At 72.6% G+C, this 23,376-nt stretch carries 16 protein-coding genes and 5 tRNA genes; 11 read left to right on the top strand and 10 right to left on the bottom strand.

Annotation, left to right across the window (positions count from 1 at the left end; genetic code table 11):
* Nucleotides 1-92 precede the first annotated feature (92 nt).
* The 3 genes from cobT (at nt 93) to ACFVUT_RS04700 (ending at nt 6,159) form a co-directional block, all read left to right on the top strand.
* Nucleotides 93-3,506 carry a nicotinate-nucleotide--dimethylbenzimidazole phosphoribosyltransferase gene (gene cobT / locus ACFVUT_RS04690; RefSeq protein ID WP_389647148.1) on the top strand — a complete coding sequence of 1,138 codons (3,414 nt, stop codon included), beginning with the start codon at nt 93-95 and terminating at the stop codon, nt 3,504-3,506.
* Nucleotides 3,507-3,935: 429 nt separating this feature from the next.
* Entirely contained in the window at nt 3,936-5,207 is a 1,272-nt protein-coding gene (gene cobA, locus ACFVUT_RS04695) for a uroporphyrinogen-III C-methyltransferase (RefSeq protein WP_389647149.1), read from the top strand.
* 133 nt (nt 5,208-5,340) lie between these two features.
* Nucleotides 5,341-6,159, top strand: a complete 819-nt coding sequence (locus tag ACFVUT_RS04700) for a TrmH family RNA methyltransferase (RefSeq protein ID WP_389647151.1) — start codon at nt 5,341-5,343, stop codon at nt 6,157-6,159.
* A gap of 70 nt (nt 6,160-6,229) precedes the next feature.
* Here the strand turns inward: ACFVUT_RS04700 and ACFVUT_RS04705 are convergent, their stop codons facing one another.
* The 4 genes from ACFVUT_RS04705 to ACFVUT_RS04720 all read right to left on the bottom strand — a co-directional run bounded on the left by ACFVUT_RS04705 (nt 6,230) and on the right by ACFVUT_RS04720 (nt 15,073).
* Entirely contained in the window at nt 6,230-7,594 is a 1,365-nt protein-coding gene (locus ACFVUT_RS04705; protein WP_389647153.1) for a protein kinase, read from the bottom strand.
* Nucleotides 7,595-7,986: 392 nt separating this feature from the next.
* Nucleotides 7,987-11,778, bottom strand: coding sequence for a carboxypeptidase regulatory-like domain-containing protein (locus tag ACFVUT_RS04710; protein ID WP_389647155.1), 3,792 nt, complete (start codon nt 11,776-11,778; stop codon nt 7,987-7,989).
* A gap of 43 nt (nt 11,779-11,821) precedes the next feature.
* Nucleotides 11,822-11,998 carry a hypothetical protein gene (locus ACFVUT_RS04715; protein ID WP_389647158.1) on the bottom strand — a complete coding sequence of 59 codons (177 nt, stop codon included), beginning with the start codon at nt 11,996-11,998 and terminating at the stop codon, nt 11,822-11,824.
* Nucleotides 11,999-12,148: 150 nt separating this feature from the next.
* Nucleotides 12,149-15,073 (bottom strand): ATP-binding protein, encoded by a 2,925-nt coding sequence (locus tag ACFVUT_RS04720; RefSeq protein WP_389647161.1) that lies wholly within the window; start codon nt 15,071-15,073, stop codon nt 12,149-12,151.
* 353 nt (nt 15,074-15,426) lie between these two features.
* On the opposite strand from ACFVUT_RS04720, the gene ACFVUT_RS04725 reads away from it, so the two are divergent.
* The 3 genes from ACFVUT_RS04725 (at nt 15,427) to ACFVUT_RS04735 (ending at nt 17,192) form a co-directional block, all read left to right on the top strand.
* Nucleotides 15,427-15,636, top strand: coding sequence for a hypothetical protein (locus ACFVUT_RS04725; protein WP_389647164.1), 210 nt, complete (start codon nt 15,427-15,429; stop codon nt 15,634-15,636).
* Nucleotides 15,637-15,849: 213 nt separating this feature from the next.
* Nucleotides 15,850-16,842 (top strand): aminoglycoside phosphotransferase family protein, encoded by a 993-nt coding sequence (locus ACFVUT_RS04730; RefSeq protein ID WP_389647167.1) that lies wholly within the window; start codon nt 15,850-15,852, stop codon nt 16,840-16,842.
* Between the two features lie 68 nt (nt 16,843-16,910).
* Nucleotides 16,911-17,192 (top strand): zf-TFIIB domain-containing protein, encoded by a 282-nt coding sequence (locus ACFVUT_RS04735; RefSeq protein ID WP_389647170.1) that lies wholly within the window; start codon nt 16,911-16,913, stop codon nt 17,190-17,192.
* A 162-nt stretch (nt 17,193-17,354) separates the two neighbouring features.
* Here ACFVUT_RS04735 and ACFVUT_RS04740 read toward each other — a convergent pair.
* The 5 genes from ACFVUT_RS04740 to ACFVUT_RS04760 all read right to left on the bottom strand — a co-directional run bounded on the left by ACFVUT_RS04740 (nt 17,355) and on the right by ACFVUT_RS04760 (nt 17,800).
* Nucleotides 17,355-17,429 (bottom strand) — tRNA-Val (locus ACFVUT_RS04740).
* Nucleotides 17,430-17,452: 23 nt separating this feature from the next.
* Nucleotides 17,453-17,524, bottom strand: a tRNA-Val gene (locus ACFVUT_RS04745).
* 19 nt (nt 17,525-17,543) lie between these two features.
* Nucleotides 17,544-17,615 (bottom strand) — tRNA-Val (locus ACFVUT_RS04750).
* 1 nt (nt 17,616) lies between these two features.
* Nucleotides 17,617-17,690, bottom strand: a tRNA-Cys gene (locus ACFVUT_RS04755).
* A 37-nt stretch (nt 17,691-17,727) separates the two neighbouring features.
* Nucleotides 17,728-17,800: transfer RNA gene (locus ACFVUT_RS04760), tRNA-Gly, on the bottom strand.
* Nucleotides 17,801-17,963: 163 nt separating this feature from the next.
* Here ACFVUT_RS04760 and ACFVUT_RS04765 point away from each other — a divergent pair.
* From ACFVUT_RS04765 to ACFVUT_RS04775, 3 genes are all read left to right on the top strand, one after another.
* The gene (locus ACFVUT_RS04765; protein WP_389647715.1) at nt 17,964-18,995 is read left to right on the top strand and encodes a chorismate-binding protein; all 1,032 of its coding nucleotides are present in this window, start codon (nt 17,964-17,966) and stop codon (nt 18,993-18,995) included.
* Nucleotides 18,992-19,813, top strand: coding sequence for an aminotransferase class IV (locus ACFVUT_RS04770; protein WP_389647173.1), 822 nt, complete (start codon nt 18,992-18,994; stop codon nt 19,811-19,813). Before ACFVUT_RS04765 ends, ACFVUT_RS04770 begins: the two co-directional genes overlap by 4 nt.
* A 64-nt stretch (nt 19,814-19,877) precedes the next feature.
* Nucleotides 19,878-20,714 (top strand): GNAT family N-acetyltransferase, encoded by an 837-nt coding sequence (locus ACFVUT_RS04775; RefSeq protein ID WP_389647177.1) that lies wholly within the window; start codon nt 19,878-19,880, stop codon nt 20,712-20,714.
* 20 nt (nt 20,715-20,734) lie between these two features.
* Here the strand turns inward: ACFVUT_RS04775 and ACFVUT_RS04780 are convergent, their stop codons facing one another.
* A complete protein-coding gene (locus tag ACFVUT_RS04780; protein ID WP_389647180.1) occupies nt 20,735-21,250 on the bottom strand; it encodes a DsbA family protein in 516 nt (171 codons plus the stop codon).
* Nucleotides 21,251-21,472: 222 nt separating this feature from the next.
* Here ACFVUT_RS04780 and ACFVUT_RS04785 point away from each other — a divergent pair, with 222 nt between their 5' ends.
* Together ACFVUT_RS04785 and ACFVUT_RS04790 are read left to right on the top strand one after the other, a co-directional pair.
* Nucleotides 21,473-21,934 carry a hypothetical protein gene (locus tag ACFVUT_RS04785; protein WP_389647184.1) on the top strand — a complete coding sequence of 154 codons (462 nt, stop codon included), beginning with the start codon at nt 21,473-21,475 and terminating at the stop codon, nt 21,932-21,934.
* Between the two features lie 264 nt (nt 21,935-22,198).
* Entirely contained in the window at nt 22,199-23,218 is a 1,020-nt protein-coding gene (locus ACFVUT_RS04790; protein WP_389647187.1) for a LacI family DNA-binding transcriptional regulator, read from the top strand.
* The last annotated feature ends 158 nt before the right edge of the window (nt 23,219-23,376 follow it).

Below are 23,376 nucleotides of genomic sequence, written 5' to 3' on the forward strand. Positions count from 1 at the left end.
CCGCTCGTTCTTGTTGACGAGCGCCGGCGTGCCGTGGTCGGGCGTCCCGGGCGAAGGGCCGAAGGAGCACTGACGATGGGCGAGGGGTACGCATGAGTGACACCGGCCAGATCCCGGGTGAGGGACTGCCGGAGAACGCAGGCATGGTGGAGCAGCCGGGCATCGCCGCCCCGGATGCCTACACCTACCTCGCTCCCTCCGAGCATGTGTCCGAGGACGACGACGTTCTGCTGATGCCGAGTCCGCAGGGAGCCTGGAGCGACCCGCAGACGGTACCGGCCCCCGGCCAGTACCCCGAGGGCGGGTCCGTTCAGGTACCGCTGCCCGAACAGGGTGCCTACCAGACCCGGCCCGTCGCGCAGGTCGCGTACGCCCAGTCGGCCGGCGAGGCTCCCGCGCAGCCCCAGGGGCCCGTGCAGGTTCAGGTGCGGGAACTTCCCGTCGAGATGCCGGTCCCGGTCCCGGACGTGTACGCCGTGCAGCAGGCCGTGGCCGAACCCCTGCCCGAGGCCGGCCCGGGTACGCACGAGTCCGGTGGCCGCGACTCCGGTTCGGTCGATCTGAGCGGCGTACGCATCCCTTCGCCCACCCCGGCCCCCGCCCCGGCGGCGCAGCCGCAGACCCCGGTGCGCCGGCCGCTGCATCGCGGGCCCGTCGTGGCGGACGGCGGACCGTCCTTCGGCGGAACGCCGACCGGCGGCGTGGTCCGCTCGCTCGCCGACCGCGGCCCCGCGGGCGTCTCACAGCCGCAGGCCCGGACCCAGGCCCCCGCACGGCACGCGGGACCGCTGGCCACCGCGCCCGACGACGTCGAGTGGCCGGGCGCCGAGGCCGCGCTGCCGGGCCCGCAGCTCGCTGAGATCCTGCCGCAGGGCGGGAGCCCGTGGACGGCCGAGGCGCCGCAGCCGACCGCCCCCGCGGTGGTGGCGGAGGCAGCCGTGCCGGAGCCGGCCGCCGAGCCCGCACCGGCGGTGCGGCCGGAGCAGGTCGCCCCGGCCGTACAGCCGGAGGCCGCGAACGTGTCCGAGCCCGCGAACGCGTCCGAGCCCGTATACGTGTCCGAGGTCGAGTACATTTCCGGGCCCGAGCACGTTTCCGAGGCCGGTGCGGCACCGGCCGCCTTCGAGACTCCTGCGGAGATCCCCGCGCGGACCGTGGCCGAACCGGTGGCCGTTGCCGCCCCGGCTGCCGAGGCCGTCGCGCCGGAGAACGGCCCGGAAGCCGCTTCCACGGGGGAGACGGGGGAGTTCGTGCCCGTGGACGGTCCGGTGCCGACGCCCCCTCACCCGGCTCCGACGCCCGCCGCGGAGCAGGCAGCGGAAGCCGAGCCGGAGCCCCCGCGAGTGTTCGCGATGGAGCCGCTCCAGCCCGCCGAGCCCGGGGCGGCCGAGACCGCGGAAGCGGTCGAGACCACCGGAACCACCGCGGACGCCGGGCCCGCCGCGGCCTCCGAGCCGGCCGAAGCTCCCGAACCGGCCCCCGTTCCCGTGCCCGTGCCCGAGGCCGCGGTCGTGGTGGCGACCGGGCCGGAGGCCGAACCAGGCCCGGAGATCATCGAGACCCCGGATGTCGCGCCCCCCACGGACCACGCACCGGCCGAGCAGCCCGCGCCCGTACAGCCGGACGACCCGGCCGCGCCCCACGCCGAGGAAACGGAAGCGCTCCGGGCACCCGAGACCGACGAGGCCGGGACATCCGCCTCCGCACCGGCCCCCGGTCACGACGAGGCCGAGACCTTCGCACCGGCCCCCGGTCACGACGAGGCCGAGACCTCCGCACCCGCCCCCGGCTACGACGAGGCCGAGCGTGAGGCCGTCCTGCGGGTCATGCGCGAACGCCGCGACATCCGCAACGGTTTCCGCAGCGACCCGATCCCGCACGAGGTGCTGCTCCGCGTCCTCGAAGCCGCGCACACGGCGCCCAGCGTCGGCCATTCGCAGCCCTGGGACTTCGTCGTCATCCGCTCGGCCGAGACCCGTCGTTCCATGCACGAACTGGCCCAGCGCCAACGCGAGGCCTACGCCCAGTCGCTCCCCAAGGGCCGGGCCAAGCACTTCAAGGAACTGAAGATCGAGGCCATCCTCGACACCCCGGTCAATATCGTCGTCACCGCCGACCCCACCCGCGGCGGCCGGCACACCCTCGGCCGGCACACCCAGCCGCAGATGGCCCCGTACTCCTCGGCGCTCGCCGTGGAGAACCTGTGGCTCGCCGCCCGGGCCGAGGGCCTCGGCGTCGGCTGGGTCAGCTTCTTCGACGAGCGCGAGATGGTGCGTGCCCTGGGGCTGCCCGAGCACCTCGAAGTCGTCGCCTACCTCTGTGTCGGCTACGTCGACGAGTTCCCGGAGGAGCCCGAGCTGATGCAGGCGGGCTGGTCCAAGCGCCGCCCCCTTTCCTGGGTCGTCCACGAGGAGACGTACGGCCGCCGCGCCCTGCCCGGCGAGGAGCCGCACGACCTGCTCCAGGAGACCGTCTCCAGCATCCGTCCGCTGGACGCCAAGGCACTTGGCGAGGCATGGGAACGCCAGAAGCGGATGACCAAGCCCGCCGGCGCGCTCGGCATGCTGGAGATCATCTCCGCGCAGTTGTCGGGTCTCTCCCGGATGTGCCCGCCGCCGATCCCGGAGCCCGCGGCCGTCGCGATCTTCGCGGGCGACCACGGGGTGCACGCCCAGGGCGTCACCGCCTGGCCGCAGGAGGTCACCGGCCAGATGGTCGCGAACTTCCTCGGCGGCGGCGCTGTCTGCAACGCGTTCGCCGCCCAGGTCGGCGCCGAGGTGTGCGTGGTCGACGTCGGCGTGGCCATGGAGCTGCCCGCGACTCCCGGTCTCCTTCCCCGCAAGGTGCGCGCCGGAACAGCCGACTTCACGACCGGCCCGGCGCTCTCCCGCGAGGACGTCCTCGCGGCCGTCGAGGTCGGGATCGAGACCGCCCGCGATCTGGTCGCGGCAGGCAACAAGGCCCTGCTCACCGGTGAGATGGGCATTGCCAACACCACCGCGTCCGCCGCCCTGATCTGCGTGTACACGGGCATGGACCCGGCCGAGGTGACCGGTCGCGGCACCGGCATCAACGACGAGATGCACGCCCGCAAGGTCGATGTGGTGCGCCGGGCCCTCGAACTCCACCGGCCCGACCCGGCCGACCCGATCGGTGTCCTGGCATCGGTCGGCGGACTCGAACACGCGGCGATGGCCGGCTTCCTGCTGGGTGGTGCCTCGCTCCGTACACCCGTCATCCTCGACGGCGTGAGTGCGGGCGCCGCGGCCCTGGTCGCGCGGGCGATCGCCCCCGAGGCCCTCGCCGCCTGCATCGCGGGCCACCGCAGTGCCGAGCCCGGCCATGTCGCCGCGCTCAACAAGCTGGGCCTGCGCCCGCTGGTCGATCTCGACCTCCGCCTGGGCGAAGGCACGGGCGCGCTGCTGGCACTGCCGATCGTGCAGAGTGCGGCACGGGCGATGCACGAGGTGGCGACGTTCGACTCGGCGGGCGTCACGGAGAAGTAACCCCGCCCCCCGGACCCCGCCCCCCGGACCCCGCCCCCCGGACCCCGCCCCCCCTGACCCCGCCCCCCCCGGACCTCGGACTCCCGGTCCCTTCGGCTTCCGAGGAGTGGGGGCCGCGGGCGGAGCCCCGGTGGGGGCGGTTGCGGCGAGCAGGGCGCCCCGCCCGCCGCAACCGCCCGTACCCAACAGCGGCAACCAGCCCGTACCCAACGGCGGGCGCCGCCCCCACCCAAGGCGGCAGCCGCCCCACCCGACGGCGCGCACCGCCCGCACCCCGGCACGCGCCGCCGCGCCGCGCCGCGCACTCCGGTACGCGCCGCCGCACCCCGCGCCCACCCCGTATCGTGGATCTCCCACAAAAGCGCACGTCACCGCCGCTCCGCCGTCGCAGCGGCCCGCACCCCGCACCGCACGAGGAGCCGCATCGCCATGGCCGAGCACGCAGTTCACCACGCTCACGCCGATCACCCCGCGTACCCCGTCGGCCTGCGTCTCGGCGGCCGCCGCGTCGTCGTGATCGGTGGCGGCCAGGTTGCGCAGCGTCGCCTGCCCGCGCTCATCGCGGCGGGCGCCGACATCGTCCTCGTGTCACCGGCCGCGACACCGTCCGTCGAGGCGATGGCCGACGCCGGCGAGATCCGCTGGGAGCGCCGCCCGTACGCCGACGGGGATCTGGCCGCCGCCTGGTACGCCCTCATCGCGTCCGACGACACCGCGGCCAACGATGCCGCATCGGCCGAGGCCGAGCGCGGCCGCACCTGGTGCGTCCGCAGCGACGACGCCGACGCCGCCACCGCCTGGACCCCGGCCACCGGCCGCAGCGAGGGCGTGACCGTGGCCGTCCTCACCACCGCCACCCACGGGCGCGACCCGCGCCACTCCGCCGCCGTGCGCGACGCCATCGTCGAGGGCCTGCGCGACGGCACCCTCGCCGCACCGCACCACCGCACCCGGACCCCCGGTGTCGCCCTCGTCGGCGGCGGTCCCGGCGATCCGGACCTGATCACGGTCCGCGGTCGCCGCCTCCTCGCCGAGGCCGACGTCGTCATCGCGGACCGCCTCGGCCCGCGCGACCTGCTCGACGAACTCCCGCCGCACGTCGAGGTGATCGACGCCGCGAAGATCCCGTACGGCCGCTTCATGGCCCAGGAGGCGATCAACCGGACGCTCATCGAGCACGCCAAGGCGGGCAAGGCGGTCGTGCGGCTCAAGGGCGGCGACCCGTTCGTCTTCGGCCGTGGCATGGAAGAGGCCCAGGCGCTCGCCGCCGAAGGCATCCCCTGCACCGTCGTTCCCGGCATCTCCAGCTCGATCTCCGTGCCCGGCGCGGCCGGAATCCCCGTCACGCACCGCGGTGTGGCCCATGAGTTCACCGTCGTGAGCGGTCATGTCGCCCCCGACGACGAGCGCTCGCTGGTCGACTGGCCGGCCCTTGCCAGGCTGCGCGGCACCCTCGTGCTCCTGATGGCCGTCGACAAGATCGGCGCCATCGCCCGTACCCTCATCGCCCACGGCAAGGCCCCCGAGACCCCGGTCGCCCTGGTCCAGGAGGGCACCACGGCGGCCCAGCGCCGCGTCGACGCGACGCTCGCGACCGTCGCCGAACGGGCCGTCGCCGAGGACGTACGACCGCCGGCCGTCATCGTCATCGGTGACGTCGTCGCGGTCGGCACGAGCACCCCTGGGCTCCCCGCCCAGTAACCGGCGCCGGGAGTTCCGCGCTCCCCGCCGATCGGCCGGCGCCGACGCCGGCCCGCACCGTCGAGTAACCAGCGGTAACAGATCTTTCTCCGAGCCGTTGGCACCACACACCGGACAAGGCAGTATCGAACCCGTGGCTGATCTCATCACCGTCGACGACCCCGACGACCCCCGTCTGCGTGACTACACCGGACTGACCGATGTCGAACTCCGGCGCAGACGGGAGCCCGCCGAGGGCCTCTTCATCGCCGAGGGCGAGAAGGTGATCAGACGCGCCCGGCACGCCGGGTACGAAATGCGGTCGATGCTGCTCTCGGCGAAGTGGATCGACCTGATGCGTGACGTCATCGACGAGGTCCCCGCCCCGGTGTACGCGGTCACCCCCGAGCTCGCCGAGCGCGTCACCGGCTACCACGTCCACCGCGGCGCCCTCGCCTCGATGCAGCGCAAACCGCTGCCGACGGCGGACGAACTGCTGGCGACGACCCGTCGGGTGGCCGTCATGGAGGCCGTCAACGACCACACCAACATCGGAGCCATCTTCCGCAGCGCCGCCGCCCTCGGCATGGACGCCGTGCTGCTCTCCCCGGACTGCGCCGACCCGCTCTACCGGCGCTCCGTCAAGGTCTCGATGGGCGCGGTCTTCTCCGTCCCCTACGCCCGCCTGGAAACCTGGCCCAAGGCACTGGAGACCGTACGGGAAGCGGGCTTCGAACTCCTCGCACTGACCCCGGACGAAAAGGCCCGCAGCATCGACGAGGCGGCGCCGCACCGGAGGGACAGGGTGGCTCTGATGCTCGGAGCCGAGGGCGACGGGCTCTCCACCCAGGCCCTGGTCGCCGCCGACGAATGGGTGCGCATTCCGATGGCGCACGGTGTCGACTCGCTGAACGTGGGAGCGGCCGCCGCGGTCGCGTTCTACGCGGTGGCATCGGGCCGCCCGCAGAGCTGACCCGCCTGCCGGAGTCCCGGATCCCGCGCTTCGACGGGTGCCGAAGCCCTGGCTCCCGCACTTCGGCGGGCTACCGGAGCCCCGGATCCGGCGCTTCGACGGGTGCCGGGCCCGGCAGCCGCGCCTCGTACGGCTCGTGGCTCCGGGTCTGGTCCTGGAGCCGGGCCGTGCCCAGCCCGCGTGCCGGGCCCTGGCAGCCCTGCGCCGCCGCGATGCCCAGTGCCACCAGCAGCGTCACCACGACGAAGACGACGAGCCGCTGACGCAGCAGCCGCGGATTGGCGGGACGCCGCCCCGTCGACGTCTTGCGGGCCCCGGGCCGCGTCCCCGGTCGGCCGTTCGCCCCGTTCGTGCCCTGGGGGCGCTTGCCGGACCGCGTGGTGTTGCGCGGCGGCTCGTGCTGCTGCGGGCGCGAACCTGCGGTACGGGGTGCCCCGGCCCGTGACGACGTGGCCTGCCGGCTGGTCTGCGGCAGCTTCTGCTTCGGCTGTCGCGCCGCCGGGGGCGCCGTCCGCCGGGTCTGCTGCTCGGTGTGCGGGCCGTCGATACGACCGGTCGGCCGGTCCAGCTCCCGCGCCGAACGCTGTACGGGCGGACGGCTCTCGTGCAGCCCCTGTGCCTCCCGGGCCGCGATCTCCTTCAGCCGCATGGAGAGTTGAAGCGTGCTCGGCCGCTCCTCGGGGTCCTTCGCCAGGCAGGCGCTCACCAGCGGCGCGAGCGCGTCGTGCACGTCGTACAACTGCGGTTCCTCGTGCACCACGCGGTACAGCATCACCTCGGAACTGCCGTGTCCGAAAGGCGAGTCGGCCATCGCCGCGTACGCCAGCGTGGCACCGAGCGAGAACACGTCCGTCGCGGGTGTCACCGCCGCTCCGCGCACCTGCTCGGGCGCCAGGAATCCCGGCGAGCCCACCGCCGTACCGACATGGGTGAGAGTGGACGCACCGGTCGCCCAGGCGATCCCGAAGTCGATGATCCGGGGGCCCTTGGGCGAGAGGAGGATGTTCGACGGCTTCAGGTCGCGGTGGACGACACCGGCCTCGTGCACCGCCACCAGACCCTCGGAGAGCGCCGCTCCGATCGAGGCCACCTCGGCCGCCGACAGCGGACCCTCCTCGGCCACCTTGTCGTGCAGCGAGGGCCCCGGGACGTACTGCGTGGCGAACCACGGGCGGTCCGCCTCCAGATCGGCGGCCACCAGGCGCGCCGTGCAGCCGCCGCGGATCCTCCGGGCCGCGGACACCTCGCGCGCGAAGCGTGAGCGGAACTCCTGGTCCTCCGCCAGATCCGGCCGGATCACCTTCAGCGCCACCCGCTGGCCACGCCGGTCCGAACCGAGGTAGACGACACCCATGCCGCCCGCGCCGAGCCGCCGGTGCAGCCTGAACGAGCCGACGACACGCGGGTCCTCGCGCCGGAGCCGCATCATCGCCATGTCTGCCCATCCCCGCTGCCTGGTACGCCTGACGAGGCACAGCTTACGTACCCGGCGCCCGGGGCGCTCAGAGGCCGCGCCCTCGCCCGCCGATCGATTGCCGATGCGGGGCAGGGCCCATGACGGGCAGTGGGCTCCGAGCTGCTTGTGCGCCGACCGGACCGCGGCCCCAAACGGGTTGTGGAGATGCCGAATTGGCGGAGGGACGGAGATGGCGGGCCGCAGGGCGCGGGGGCCGGACCGGACACGGCGCGGACATCCGCGGGCACCGTCGCGGGCCGGAGCAGGGGGGCGGGTGAGTGAAGTCACGGCCGGGGCCCCCGAGAATCGTCCGGACACGCGCAGGTCCCCCCGTCCGGACGCACGGTCCGGACGGGGGGACGGGGATCCGCTCAGTGGGACGTCTTCCCCTTCCCTCGGGGAGCGGTCACGTGCAACGTGGTCTTGATCGACTGGCCGAGGTACGGAGTGTCCGTGTCCAGGTTCAGCTTCGCGGCGTAGTCACCGGGACCGCTGAGCACCGAGGAGTCGACGCTCACCTCGACCGTCACCGAGCGGCCGGGGGCCAGATCGACAGCGGCGCGGTTCTCCGACAGCCAGGTCACGTCGTCACCGCTGCACTGGTCGTAGCCGGGGAGGACGGCGACGCGGGTGCCGCCCCGCACGGTGCCGGGCTGCCCGAGGCCGCCCACCTGGTACAGCCCGCAGCTTCCGCCCGCGTAGTAGGCGGTGAAGTCGGCGTCGTGCAGTGACTTCCAGACATTCGTCACCGGGTCGAACTCCGCGACGGCACGGGACAGGTATTCGCCGTTCCCGCCGACGACCTGCAGTCGGCCGTTCGCCCCGGCGACGTTCATGCCCCAGGCCGGGCTCGGCAGGTCGGCAGCCCTGGTCCAGGTGTTGGCGGCCGGGTTGAACCGGTAGACCGACGTGAGGACCTCGGAGTTGCTGACACCTCCCGCACAGATGATCTCCGCCGCGACACTCGCGCAGCCGCCCCGGTTGATCTTCTCGGGGTAGTCGGCGCGACGCGTCCAGCTGTCGGTGGCCGGGGCGTAGCTGTACATCTGCGCGTCCGCGCCGAGCACGTAGAGCCGGCCGCCGAGCACGGACGCACCGTTGGAGCTGACCGGGACGGGCAGGTCGGCGCGACGTGTCCACTTGTCGTCGCCGGGGTGGTAGGCGTAGAGCTGCGACACCCCGTCCGACATTCCGACCACGTAGAGCGTGCCGCCCACGAAGCCACTCGCCGGCTCTTGCAGGGCCGTGGGCATGTCGGCGATCCGTGTCCAGGCGTCGGCCACCGGGTCGTAGACGTACCCGCGCCTGATGGGGGCGACGTTGTTGTCGTATCCGCCCACGGAGTACACCTTGCCCTCATGGAGAGCGGCGGTGTTCAGCCGGATCGGTTCCGGGTACGCGGCGACGGGACGCCAGGCGCTGTCCGTGGACGCCGCCGTCTCCGCGGTGCCGGTCGTCGAGGACGGTGCGGTGTACCCGGTGCTCTGCTCGCCCAGGTCGACGTGGAGCGGGACGCGGCCCGTGTTCGTCAGCTTGACGGTTTGTGTCGCCTTGGTTCCGTGCCGCCCGCTGAAGGAGAGCTTCCCCTTCTGCACCGCCAGACGGCCCGTCTGCAGGGTGATGTCCAGGCGGTTGAGCCGGTCGGCCACCACCTTCGCCGAGCCGGCGCCGGACGTGTAGCGGTTGGCGGTCGCGTTGAACGTGCGCCTACCGGTCCCTTCGGCGAACAGCGCGTAGAACCCGCTGGGGGCCGCGGGGTCGTCGGCGGCGGCTGTCGCGACCACGGAGCCGTCCTGGTCCGTACCGGCGGTCACCAGGGCGGCGTCGATGCCATCGCCCGTGTTCCCGTCGATGACCCGCCCGGCGACCAGGCCGCCGTCGATCGGGGTGCAGGAGCCGATCTGGACGCTGTCCACCTCCCAGATGGCGGCGTCAGAACCGGAGAAGCGGAACCTGAATGTGACTCCCGACTTGCCGGCGATCTCGGGGACGTCGACGTCGACATGGGTGATCAGACTGCGCCCGTTCTGGACGTGCCACACCGAAAGCCAGGTCGCCCCGCCGTCGGTGCTCACCTCGGCATCGGCGGAGGCACCCATCGTCCCGGCGTAGACCGTGTCGAACTGGACTCTGCCGGACCTGCCGCGCAGGTCCACGGGGGGAGAGACCAGGTCCGTGTCCATCGCCGCGCCCTCGTGGGCGAGGGGAGAGACGACGGCGTAGCCGCCCGTACCGCCGGTCGCGTTGGCGAACCACGCGTGGTTGAAGTCCCAGCCGTATCCGGCGGTGCCGCGCTTGTCCACGGTCCAGCCCTCGCGCGGTTCCGTGCCGGTCCACTGCTCGAAGCCCGTCGAGACGCCGTAGCCGTACCCCGCAGCCACGCAGGACGCCTTGTCCACCCCCATCCGTACGTCGCGCGTCAGATCGCTCGTGCCGGGCTCGACGCCGATCTGCTGGGCCTCGTATCCGGAGGAGACCGGAGTGACGCGCAGCTTGTACGAGCCGCTCTTCGGAAGCTCCACGCTGTACGTGCCGGTCTCGGGCCGCGTGTACACCGGGGCGTACGGGTAGCCGTCGACGGCGACCTTGGCGTAGAGCGGCCAGCCGTGTTCACCGCCGTCGGTCACCTTGCCGGAGAGCGTCCGGGTGGGCAGCTTCTTCAGCGCGATGTCGGTCCGGACGGTGTCGCCCTCGGACAGCCGCAGGGAGGAGCGGGTGACCGCCTCGTAGCTGAAGTGCGAGGTCGTCAGCGTGTACGTACCCACCGCGGCACGCTGTGTGTACGCACCCTTCGCGTCGGTCGTGGCCGTGTAGGAGCGGCCTTCCGCCTTGTCCGTGAAGGTCACGGCCGCCGAGGCCACCGGAGCGCCGTTCCGGTCGGTGACCTTGCCGGTGAGGGTGCCGAACGAACGGATGCCCAGGGCGCTCACCCCGTCGGGGGTGCCCAGGCCCGTCGGCCCGTCGTAGCCGCGTCCCGCCGTGCAGGTCACGTCACCACAGGTGTCGTTCGTCCCGGTGTCCACGTCATGCAGACCGCCGCCGTTGCTGTACGGGTACGTCACCGGATAGGTGCCCTCGGCGGGCGTGCCGGCCAGTGCGTACATCCCGGCGACGAGCGGCGACGACAGGCTGGTACCGCCCACCTGCGCCCAGCCGTCGGCGCCGAGGGAGCTGTACACGGCGAGACCGGTGTACGGATCGGCCACCGCGGAGATGTCCGCTGTCGAGCGGGTCTCGCAACCGGTGTCGAGCCCCGCCTGGTACGCGGGCCGGGTCGAGTAGAGCCCGCACCCCGAACCACCGTCCGCCCAGGCGGATTCCCGCCACCCGCGGTCCGTGTCGCCGTCGCGGGTCAGGGACGTACCGCCGACCGCCGTCACGTTGGGGTTCGTCGCGGGCCACGACTGCACGTGCCCGATGTCCCCCGACGAAACCGTCATGGCGACACCCGGGTGGTCATAGTGCTCGTCCATGAAGGTCTGGAACGGATGTTCGCCGGGGAGCCCGTACGAGTTGGAGACGAACTTCGCGCCGAGCTCCACCGCCGTGTCCACGGCCGCGCCCAGGTCGCTCAGACCGGCGGAGTCCGCCTCCACCATGAGGATGTTGCACGCCGGGCAGGCGGAGGAGACCGCGTCCACGTCGAGCGCGGACTCCAGAGCCCAGCCCTCGTCGTCGGCGGGGTAGTCCGTGCCGCCGCGCTGGTCCACCTTGCGGAAACAGCCGTTGGCCGTCGTGCAGGGAGACAGCCCGTAGTGGGACCGGAAGACCGCGAGGTCGTCCTCGGCGTGCGAATTGCCGTTGGCCAGGACGACCGCCACGGTCTGGCCCTTGCCGCCGTCGGGCAGGTTGTAGGCGGCCTTGATGTCGGCGGGACCGAGCGCGGTGGGCGCGGGACCGGAGTCCCTGAGCGCGGCCTTGCGATTCTTGTCCGTGCGCACCATGGCGTAGCAGCGCGCCTGGTCCTCCTGCTCGGGGACCGCGCAGTCGGCAGGGGCGTAGTCCGGGGCGTCCGTGAGGGACGCTGCGTCGGACGGATCGGTGGAGCCCGCGGCGGTTGCCGTGACCGGGGCGGCGCCGAGCAGGGCGAGGCCCATACACCCGGCGAGGAGCAGGGACAGGGGCGTGCGTCTGCGACGGGAGGTCGTTCTACGGAATATCAACAGGCAGCCTTTCAGCGCTGGGGGCTGATGGTGGGCATGTGATTCAGAGGGGTTCGTAACCGTCGAGCGGTTCGGCGGCGGCCGGGGGCGCCGCATCGGCGTCGGCGCCCTCGGTGGTGCGGCCGTGGTCCTGATCGGCTCCGACAGGGGGGCAGTTGTTGTCGGCCGGTAGCGGCTCGACGTTCTCTTCGGCGGGCCGGGAAGGGACCGAACTGCTCATCGCGCAGCTCCTTCTGCAAGCAACGCGTGCGTTGCGTGGTGCGGGTGCAGCTGGAGTATGGGGTGCGTCCGCATACCGTTGCGATCGGGCGGATGACTCAATCATCGAAATCATCGAAGGCCGCGCCCCAGCCGGCCCCTGCCACGCGTGCTACGTCCCCGACGGATCCTTCGGTGTGATCCCCGCGCGCGCCACGCTCACCGCCAGGGCGGTGCGCGAGGACACCCCGTGCTTGCGCATCGCCGAATTGAGCTGTGCCGCAACGGTCTTGGGCGAGCGGGACAGCTCCTGGGCGATCTCCTTGTTGGTCAGTCCGCCGAGGAGGAGCCGCACCACCTCGGTCTCCCGGGGCGAGAGCTGATTGCCGTACCCGCGACGACCCCCGCGCCACACGGACCGGGCCGCCACCCCGTGTTCGTTCAAGGTGTGCACGACACGATCGGCGTCCGTGCGTGCGCCCAGGTCCGAGAACCCTCGCAGCACCTGCGTCAACCGGACCAGGGCGGCCTCGCGTTCGCCGTCGGCCGACAGCAGGCACCGGGCCCGCCGCTCGTCGGCCAGCAGCGCGGCGTACGGCCGGGGGAGCACCCGCCAGGCCGCCGCCGCCCGCTGCCACGCGTCCGCCGCCACCCCGGGCCGCTGCCGTTCCTGGGCGAGCAGGGCCCGGCAGGTGAGGAGGGAGGCCGTCGCCGCGGGCACGTCGCGGCCGCGCAGCCCCCGGCCGAACGACGCCACCAACCGCTGCCCCTCGTCGGAACGTCCGGCCGCCACCAGGGCCGCTACCCGCACCGGGGCGATCTCCGTGCCCCACAGCCAGATTCCCTTGCGCAGCACGACATCGATCGGTCCTTCGGTGAGATCCAGCGCCTCCTGGACCGCCCCCTGGGCCAGCCGCTCCCGGGCCAGTGCCGCCGCCGGTTCCAGCGGCATGTCCACAATGCCCCGGCGTACCCCCTCGTCGTGGACCAGACGGATCGCGCCCTCCCGGTCCGGGCGTGTGCCCGTCGCGCTGCCGATGAGGCACGAGACCAGCAGCGCGTCGAGACGGACCAGGGGCTCCGCGTCCAGCTCCGCCAGCTCCGCGGCCCGTTCGGCGAGCCCGGTCCAGGACCCCGAGAACCAGTCCAGGTGCACCAGCGTCGCCCGGATCAGGCCGCGCAGCCCCAGGAACGTGTGGCGTTCGGCCAGTTCGAGCGCCCGCGTCAGCCGTCGCCGCGCATCGTCGTAGAGCCCCCAGGCCATGGCGGCGTTCCCGGTGTTCAGCGCGGCCCGTGTGAGATGCAGCGCGTCGGTCGGGGACTGCGCCGATGCCGGAAGCCGCGCGGCCAGGTCCCAGCCCTTCCCGTCTCCGAGCCCCAGCAGCGCGTTGCAGTGGTCCACCAGGAACGGGAGACGCTCGCGCTCCGGAACGGAACGGCTGACCAGCGCGGCGGCCCTGGCCAGCCAACGCCGGTGCTCGGAGGCCGGCCGCAGTGAACTGGCGGGCACGCCGAGGACGGTCATGGTGCGGGCGACCGAGACCGGATCGTCGGCCAGATCGGGGATCGCGCGTTCCAGCTCCACCACCCCGGGGGCGAACTCACCGAGATGGATCAGCAGTCTGCCGAGCTGGTCCCGCAGCCCGGCACGCTCCCGCGCGGTGAGTCCGTCCTCCTCCGCCATGGCCCGCAGCGTGTGCAGCAGGTCCTTGCGGCGGGCGTAGCCGTCGAGTGCCAGGAACGGAATCTTCTTCGTCAGGCGGACCACGCTCCGCGCGGGCAGTCCCGCCTCGTCGATCAGCTCGTGCAGCAACGCCACGGCGGTGTCGTGGTCACCGGTGGCGATCGCGAGATCGGCGGCATCCTCCGCATAGCGGGCCCACTTCTCGTCGTCGCCCGCCGCACGGAAATGGTGCGCCAGCCGGCCCGCCGGCGGCAGCGCGTCGCCCTCCAGGGCCTGCCCGGCCCGCCGGTGCAGCTCCCGCCGGTCACGGACGCCCACGCTGTCGTACACGGCGCGTGCCGCCAGGACGTGCCGAAAGGCGGTCCGGCCGGTCTCGTCCTGACCGAGGAGTCCGCTGCCGAGGGCCTCGTCCACCGCCACGCGCGCCCGCCGCACGGCCAGTCCGCTGACGGACACGAGCACGGACTCCGCAGCGGGTTCCGTCAGTACGGCGGCTGCCTGGAGCACCAGCCTGGCGTCGGCGTCGAGGCGGGCGACGCGCTCGGACACGGCGTCCCGGATGGTCGGCGGCACCGCGATCTCCGTCAGGGCGTGACGGACCCACTCGCCGTCCCGCCGCACGATGTCGGCGCGATCGCGCAGCAGCCGTACGGACTCCTCCAGCGCCAGCGGCACCCCCTCGGTGCGCTCGTGCAGGAACGAGGAGAACGCTTCGGAGACAGGGTCACCGTCCAGCATGGAGGAGACCAGGTCCGCGCAGTCCGGCACGCTCAAGGGCGCGAGGCCGATGCGGGCGTGGCCGACTCCGGTGGGCGGCCGTGACGAGAGCCGCAGAAGCAGCGACCCGGCAGGTACGTCCTCCGGCCGGTAGGTCAGGACCAGGCTGATGCCGGGGGGCTGCCTGGAGATGAGGAAGAGCAGGAAGTCCAGGGTCGCGTCGTCGGCCCAGTGCACGTCCTCCACGACCAGCACATCGATCCGCATCCGCTCCAGCAGTTCGGCCAGCGCCCGGATCAGCCGGTGCCGGGCCGCACCCGCGTCGACCAACGGTTCGGGTACCGGGGGCAGTTCGGCGGCCCACTCGGGAAACAGCGGGCGCAACGCTCCCGCCAGCGCGCTCAGTTCCAGTCCGGCGATCCCGTGCCGGGCCCGTCGGGCGGCATCCACGACCGGTCCCAGCGTCAGCGCCTCGCGAAACGGCGGGCAGGCAGCCACCAGCACCGTGAGATGCCGCACGGTGCGGGACGCCAGCGCCTCCCGCAGAAGCCGGCTCTTGCCGATCCCGGCCTCGCCCTCCACCAGCACCAGAGCGGGCGGCCGGGCGAGCGCCGCGGTCAGCCGGCTCAGCTCCGGACCGCGACCGACGAAACGCGGTGCGCCGACATCAGAAATCGGGTGAATGCCCTCAGTCATGATCTGCCGCCGTATCCGTCTGCCACCTGATCCTCAACTTCTCGACCACCAGCCCCTGGTCAGCGCATTCTCACCTGATGATCCGGCAAATGCCAGAGGCCAAATACATCGGAGGTCGCGGGACGGTACTCGACGGGGCCCCTCCGGGATGTCCCCAGGTTCCGGTGCCCGATCTCCACCCAGGGGAGTACACCGGTTGCCCGGGGCTCATCCTCCTGGAGGCCCGGAACTCGGTACGCGGGCATGACGTCGCACGGCTTCCGCTTCCCTAGTGTTGAGGTCAAGCGGTGGGCGCAGCACTCATCCCCCGAGGTCACACGCCTGCCGCCCCACATCCAGTCAGGAGAGGAACCATGGCGGGCACGGCAGCGCGGACGGTGGTCCGCACGCGGGGACGCAGGGTCCAGGCCGCGTTCGGCAGCCACCCGTCGTCCGGTACGCGCCATCCGCTGGTGGCGACCGCGATGGTTCTTCCTCTGGCGACCCTGCTCGTAGTCGTCTTCGGCGGCTGGGACGCGGTGGTCACACAGGCGTCGTCCGTGGGCGTGATGCTGGGGCGCTGAGCGGCGCCCCGGGTCCGGAAGAGCGGTCCGGACCGGGACATCCGGCCAACAACCCCGTGGGGACGGGGGTGCGGCGGACGGCAGCGTTTGTCCGGTCAGCTGGGGAGCTGACCGGACATCGCGCTGTCCGGGCCCTTTCACGGCGCGCGTACGCTCATCGGCGGGCCCGGTGCGGACCGGGCCGCCCGCAGTCGTCCGTCACCGGGGGAGACCGTGACCACCACAGTCGTGCGCGCGCTGGGCGCCCTCGCCCACCGGGCCGCCCACGCACACCCCGAGGCCATCCGCCCACGCCCCGAGGACACCTGTGGCTGCCCGCCACCGTCGGTCCTCGCCGACCGCGCGGACGGCACAGTGGTCCGCAGCGGGCCCGTCGTCGCCAAGGCCCACGCCTCCGGCACGGTCCTCCCCGACCTGCTGGCCCGCCTGGCGCTCGCGGACGATCCCCGCCTGAACGGCATCCTCCTCGCGCCCCTGCGGCCCGGGCCCTCCCCGTCCTCGGACGCCGTCCAGGGACGCCCGATCACCCTGTGGCCCCACGGCGAGCCCGTCGACCCCGGCGACCCCGACGCCGCCCCGTGGGAAGAGGCCGCCGTCCTGCTGGCCAGGCTCCACCTGACCCCGGCTCCGCCCGCCGTCGCCCTCCCGCCCATGCGCGGCCCCGCCAAGGCCGCGGTCGCCGTCGCCCGGATGCGGGCCGCCCGCCCCGATGACGCGGCCACCGCCCCCGTGCTCGCGGCATGGCGCCGCCTGCCCGCCTGGGCCCGCGACGAAGCCGCCGCGCCCGCGCACCGCTCCCACTTCCTGTGCCACGGCGATCTGCACCTCGGCCAACTCGTCCGCCACCCCGCGCCGCACGGCCCCTGGCTGCTCATCGACATCGACGACGCCGGCCTCGGTGACCCCGCGTGGGACCTCGCCCGCCCCGCCGCCTGGTATGCGGCCGGACTGCTGCCGCCCGCGGTCTGGCTCCGTTTCCTGGACGCCTACCGGTGGGCCGGCGGACCCGCCGTGCGCGCCGAGGACGACCCCTGGCCCGAACTGGACGTGCCGGCCCGCGCCCTGACCGTGCAGACCGCGGCACTGGCCTGCGCCAAGTCCGCGGCGGAGGGCCGAACTCCGGATGAGGTGGAGCAGGCGATGATCGACGCCTGTGCCCGAATCGCCACCCTCCCGCCCGAGTTGGCCGCGGGAAGCCCGTCGTAGGCTGAACCGACCGTCGGCGGGCATGCCTTCCGACGACGGCGACCCGAGGGCGAGGAGTGAGCCGAACCATGCAGTGTCCCAAGTGCCACGCGCAGATGCACACGTACAACCGCAACGGCGTACAGATCGAACAGTGCAGCGGCTGCCGGGGGATCTTCCTCGACTACGGCGAGCTGGAGACCCTGACCCGCATAGAGGCGCAGTGGACGCAGCAGGTCCCGCCCGCGCCGCCCGCCCCGCAGGCATACCCGGCCGCCCCGGCGCCCGCCTGGGGCGCCCCGCACCACGGCGGCCACCACGGAGGTCACTACCGGCACAAGAGTTTCGGGCACATGCTCTTCTCGTCCTGAGCGGGCCGACGCCGGTCCGGGCGGGCCGGCAGCGGTGAGCGACCGCCCGCAGGTCCGTACGTCTTCCGCCCGGACCTGCGGTGCTTTCCGCCGCCGGAATGCGCCCCCGCGTACCGCGGAAACAACAAACCCCCGGTCGCCGAGACGACCGGGGGTCTGTGCTGGTGCGCGATACTGGGATTGAACCAGTGACCTCTTCCGTGTCAGGGAAGCGCTCTCCCGCTGAGCTAATCGCGCAGGGTGACCCTGCGTGTACTGCGTGCGCGATACTGGGATTGAACCAGTGACCTCTTCCGTGTCAGGGAAGCGCTCTCCCGCTGAGCTAATCGCGCGGAGATCCTTGCGGACCAGTGGACGATACTGGGATTGAACCAGTGACCTCTTCCGTGTCAGGGAAGCGCTCTCCCGCTGAGCTAATCGTCCTTGGAGGTGGAGACGGGATTTGAACCCGTGTAGACGGCTTTGCAGGCCGTTGCCTCGCCTCTCGGCCACTCCACCAGGAGTGAGGGTTCGGGAAGATCCCCCACCTTCTGCGAGCGGACGACCAGGTTCGAACTGGCGACCTCAACCTTGGCAAGGTTGCGCTCTACCAACTGAGCTACGTCCGCTTGTCTTTTCCGGCCCGCTTGCGCGTCCCGGCGACGTGTTGAACTCTAGCGGATTCCCGGGCCAGTACAAAAACGCGTTTGCGCAGCGTGCTGAGGTGCGTCCGCCCCGGCGCGGGTCATGGTGCACCGTCCTAGACTCGACGGCGTGCACCACCTCGCCCCCATGGCCCGCTTCGGCGGTCTCGTCGCGTCCGCTCTGCGGGATGTGACCAGTGATCCCGCAGCCCTCGAATCGTCCGGCTTCTGGGCCGTGTCCGCCGATTTCGAGGGTCGTCTCGTCTGCGCGCGCTTCGCCGACGTACGTACCGAGACGGTGCCCGCCCCGGTACGCGGTGCCTGGCGCGGCCCCGCGGTCGGTGACTGGAACTCGTCCCTGGACCGTGCCGCGTACACCGCGGGCGTGCGGCGGATCCGTGAGCACATCGCGGCGGGCGAGGTCTACCAGGCCAACCTCTGCCGGGTGATGACGGCGGCTCTGTCCGACCCCGCCGCCGACGTGGACGCGCTGACGGCACTGCTGGCGCGTGGGAACCCCGCCCCGTACGCGGGAACGATCCGGCTGCCCGCGCAGGGCGTCGAGATCGCCACGGCGTCCCCCGAACTCTTCCTGAGGCGTGACGGCCGGACCGTCGAGTCCGGTCCGATCAAGGGCACCGGACGGACCGAGGCCGACCTGCTGGAGAAGGACCACGCCGAGAACGTGATGATCGTCGACCTGGTCCGCAACGACCTCGGGCGGGTCTGCGCCCCCGGGTCGGTCACGGTGCCCGACCTGTGCGTGGTGGAGAAGCACCCGGGTCTCGTCCACCTCGTCTCGACCGTGCGCGGCGAACTCGCCGAGGGCATCGGCTGGCCCGGACTCCTCGAAGCCGCCTTTCCGCCCGGCTCCGTCACCGGGGCGCCCAAGTCCAGCGCTCTGCACATCATCGGCGAGCTGGAGACCGCACCGCGCGGACCCTACTGCGGCGGCATCGGCTGGGTGGACGCCGACCGCCGCACCGCGTCGCTCGCCGTCGGCATACGGACGTTCTGGATCGACCGGACCGGCACACCCGTCCTCCGGTTCGGCACCGGGGCCGGCATCACCTGGGGATCCGATCCGGACCGTGAATGGGACGAGACCGAACTCAAGGCATCCCGGCTGCTCGCTGTAGCGTCGGGCGCTCACGAAGCCACGGGAAGGACCGCGTCATGAGGATTTGGGTCAACGGCGGACTGCGGGACGCCGAAGACGCCCGGGTGTCCGTGCTCGACCACGGACTCACCGTGGGGGACGGCGTCTTCGAGACGCTCAAGACCGTCGACGGCAGGCCCTTCGCCCTCACCCGCCACCTCGACCGGCTGACCCGCTCCGCCCGTGGCCTCGGACTCCCGGCCCCCGACCTCGACGAGGTGCGCCGCGCCTGCGCCGCCGTCGTCGACGCCAACCCGATGGCGCTCGGCCGGCTGCGCATCACCTTCACAGGAGGGGTCTCCCCGCTCGGCTCCGACCGCGGCGACGACGGCCCCGGCCTCGTCGTCGCCCTGGGGGAGGCGGTGCGCCGCTCCGACTCCACCGCCGTGATCACCGTCCCCTGGACGCGCAACGAACGCGGTGCCCTCGTCGGGCTGAAGACCACCTCGTACGCCGAGAACGTCGTGGCGCTCGCCCGCGCCCATGAGCACGGTGCGTCGGAGGCCCTGTTCGCCAACACGGTCGGCCGGCTCTGCGAAGGCACCGGGTCCAATGTCTTCGTCGTCGTCGACGGCCGGGTGCACACTCCGCCGGTCGCCTCCGGCTGCCTCGCCGGGATCACCCGCGCACTCGCCGTGGAGTGGACAGGGGCCGAGGAGACCGACCTGCCGTTCGACGTCCTGGAAGGGGCCGAGGAGATCTTCCTGACCTCCACCCTGCGCGATGTGCAGGCCGTCCACCGGGTGGACGACCGTGAGCTGTCCTCCGGCCCCGGACCGGTGACCGCCAAGGCCATGCGGATCTTCGCCGAGAGGGCGGGCAACGACCTCGACCCGTAGAACCCGCACCGCGAAACCGTAAAACCGGGTGACGGACCGGGGCCCAGCGGATAGAACGACTCCGATGACCACGACCCTCCGGCCGACCGGGCCGATCCAGCAAGGCGCCGACGGCGCGAAGAGTCGCACGTACGACGTGTGCGACAACGGGCGGCCCGTCGGCGCCGTCGAGATCGGCACGGATCCGGGGGCAGGGGCAAGCGGCGGCGTGCTCCTCTCCCTGCGCATCGATGAATCCCGTCGTCGGCGTGGCCGCGGCACCATTGCCGCGCTGGCGGCCGAAGAGGTGCTGCGCGGCTGGGGCTGCACCCGGACGACGGTGTCGGTACCGGTGGACGAAACGGCGGGGCTGGGACTGGCCGCCGCGCTGGGCTACGTCGAGCGCAGCAGAAACATGGTCAAACAACTTCCCGGAACCCCGCCCGCGCTGCCCGACGGTCTCACCGCCCGGCCGATGACGGAGGCCGAGTTCGCCCGCTGGGAGGCCGACGCGGTCACCGGCTACGCGCAGACCTGGATCGCCCGCGGCGTCCCCGAGGAAGAGGCCCTGCGGAAGTCCAGGACCACGCACGCCCTGCACCTGCCGGACGGCCTCGCCAGCGAGGGCGTGCATTTTGACGTCCTCGTCCACGAGGGCCGGGTCGTGGGGCATGTCTGGGTGGCGCGGCACGAAATGCACCCGGGAATGCTGGTGGGGTACGTGTTCGACGTCGAGGTGGACGAGGAGTTCCGCGGGCGCGGGTACGGCCGGGCGCTGATGCTCCGGGCCGAACACATCGCGCTGGCGGCGGGCGACGACCGGCTCGGTCTGCACGTGCTGACCTCCAACACGCCGGCCATGCGGCTGTACGACTCGCTCGGTTACCGCACGACTCAGTACAGCCTGGCCAAGGCGCTGTAGCGGGCCGTCGGCCCGCCGGCTCAGACCTGCTCGGCGAGGAGCCGGTCGGCGATCTCCTCGATCCGCTCCCGCAGTCCGTCCTGGCTCCTGCCGCCGTCCAGCCGCTCGTCGCCGATCACGTACGTCGGCGTGCCGGTGACCCCGATCGCCCGGCCCTCGGCCTGGTCGGCGTCGACGATCAGCATGTGGCGTCCGTCGATCAGGGCGGTGTCCATCTCCTCGGCGTCCAGGCCGAGTTCCCGCGCCACCTCGATCAGCAGCGGCTCGCCGGTGCGGCCGAGGTCGGCGGTGCGGGCGAGCACCGCCTCGATGTACGGCCAGCCCTTGCCCTGGGAGGCCGCCTCCTCGGCGGCCTGCGCGGCGGCGTAGGCGTGCTTGTGCTTCTCCAGCGGGAAATGCCGCAGCCGCACCTCCATACGGTCGCCGTACGTGGCCCGCAGGGCGTGCACATCGGTGAGGGCCTGGTGGCAGTCGGGGCACTGGAGCTCGCACCAGACGTCCAGGACGACGGGCGCTGCGGCGGTGGAATCGCTCATACCACCAGTGTCCCAGGGCCCGCGCGAGCGTTTCCCCCGGTACCCGGCCGGCTCCGCTCTCCGCGCGACCGGAGCGCTCGCGGCCGGCACCTATCGCCTCCGATCGGCACCTGGGGAGGATCGTGGCCCTGATATGTCCCTGATGTGGTCCCGGAACGTGGCCGCTCGGGCGGTGACCGGTGCAGGATGGAAGAGACGTTTCCCCTGCGCCTGGAGGCACCGATGCTTGCCGAGACCATCTGTTCCGCGGCGTCCGCGGCGGGCCTGGGCATCGCCGCCGTCACCGCGTACCGGAAGCGCTTCCTCTCCGCGGCCCGGATCGCCGCCTACTCCCTGGTGCCGATCGGCCTGGTGCTGACCGGGGTCGTGGAGTGGGTCGTCGGAATCGCCTTCAAGCCGAGCGTCTGGATCGGCTTCGGCCTCCTCGCCGTGGCGTGGCTGCTGTTCATGGGCACACGGGCGATAGAGCGCCGCGGCGTCGGCACGCGCAAGGAGCGCAAGGCCGCCGCACGGGCGGCGCGCGATGGCGCCATCGCCCCCGCCGCTTCGGCTCCCACGACGGGGGCCATGCTCCCGGCGACGCAGACGCGGGCGCGTCCGGAGGCGAAGCCGAAGCAGCGGTCCGCGTCGTCGGACGAGGACTTCAGCGACATCGAGGCCATCCTGAAGAAGCACGGCATCTGATCCGGGCCCGGTCCCTCTTCCGAGAGGGCTGCGGGATTACGGAATGAATCGATTCATTGATCGCTGGGTGGTCTGCGGGGGTGCAGACCTTGACGGTTTTCAGTGATGGGGCTAGCGTCCCGATCGCATTGAAACAATTCATTCCGCAGTGGGTGATCCACGGGAGGCCGGCCGGGGCGACGCGGCACCCGCCGCACGCGGCATCCGTACGATGAAGTGACGTCGCGGACCGGTGCGGCCGAGGGCATCAGTGGGGCAGGGCAAGTGGCGCGCGTGGCAGGGATCAAGGATGTGGCCCGGAAGGCCGGGGTCTCCGTGGGCACCGTGTCCAACGTGATCAACCGGCCCGAGGCGGTGCTGCCGGAGACCCGCGCCCGGGTCCTGGCCGCCATCGAGGAACTCGGCTACGTGCGCAGTGAATCGGCCCGCCAGCTCAGGGCGGGCCGCAGCCGGATCATGGCCCTGCTCGTCCTCGACATGGGCAACCCGTTCTTCGTCGACGTGGCCCGCGGAGCCGAGCGCGCCGCCCGTGAGGCCGGTCTCGGTGTCATGGTCTGCAACAGCGACCAGAGCCCGTCGGAGGAGGCCGAATACCTCGGGCTCTTCGCCGAGCAGCGGGTCTGCGGCGTCCTGATCACCCCCGCCGACGCGACCGGCCGCAACCTGGAGGCGTTCACCCGCCACCGCATTCCCTTCGTGCTGGTGGACCGGGTGGCATCCGGGGCGGAGGCCTGCGCGGTCTCCGTCGACGACATCCGCGGCGGTGCTCTCGCCGTCGGTCACCTGGTCTCGGCCGGACACCGCACCGTGGCGTACGTCAGCGGCCCCGGCGACCTCCACCAGATCAAGGACCGGCGCGAAGGGGCTCTGTCGGCTCTCGCCGACGCCGGGCTGCCGCCCGAGGCGCTCGTGGAGATCCCCTCCGACCGCCTGGACGTGGCGGCGGGCCGCGACGCCGGGGCCCGGCTGCTCGGCCTCGTTCCGCGCCCGACCGCGGTATTCTGCGCCAACGACCTGCTCGCCCTCGGGGTGCTCCAGGCGCTGTTCGCCGCGGGCGTGCGGGTGCCGCACGACATCGCCATCGTCGGCTACGACGACATCGAATTCGCCGCCGCCGCTGCCGTACCCCTCACCTCGGTCCGCCAACCCGCCGCTGTGATGGGCAGGATGGCGGCGGAGCTGCTGCTGGAGGAGGCGGACGACGCGGGCGGCACCCACGAGCACCGCAGCGTGGTGCTCCAGCCGGAGCTCGTGGTGCGTGCCTCCAGCGCGACGCCGCGTTGAGGCCGCGCCCCTGTCCGGGCCGGTTCCTCCTCGTACGCTCCCGCTTCCCCAACTCGGCCACTGCCGAACGGAGTCCGGCGAAACCGGGGCGGCGCGTTGTCCTCCGCGGATGTCCCCGCGGCCTGTCGGCCGCCTGCTCGCCTGATGCCGAATTCGGG

This window comes from Streptomyces sp. NPDC058051 (genome assembly GCF_042885475.1).
In the GTDB taxonomy this organism is placed as follows: domain Bacteria; phylum Actinomycetota; class Actinomycetes; order Streptomycetales; family Streptomycetaceae; genus Streptomyces.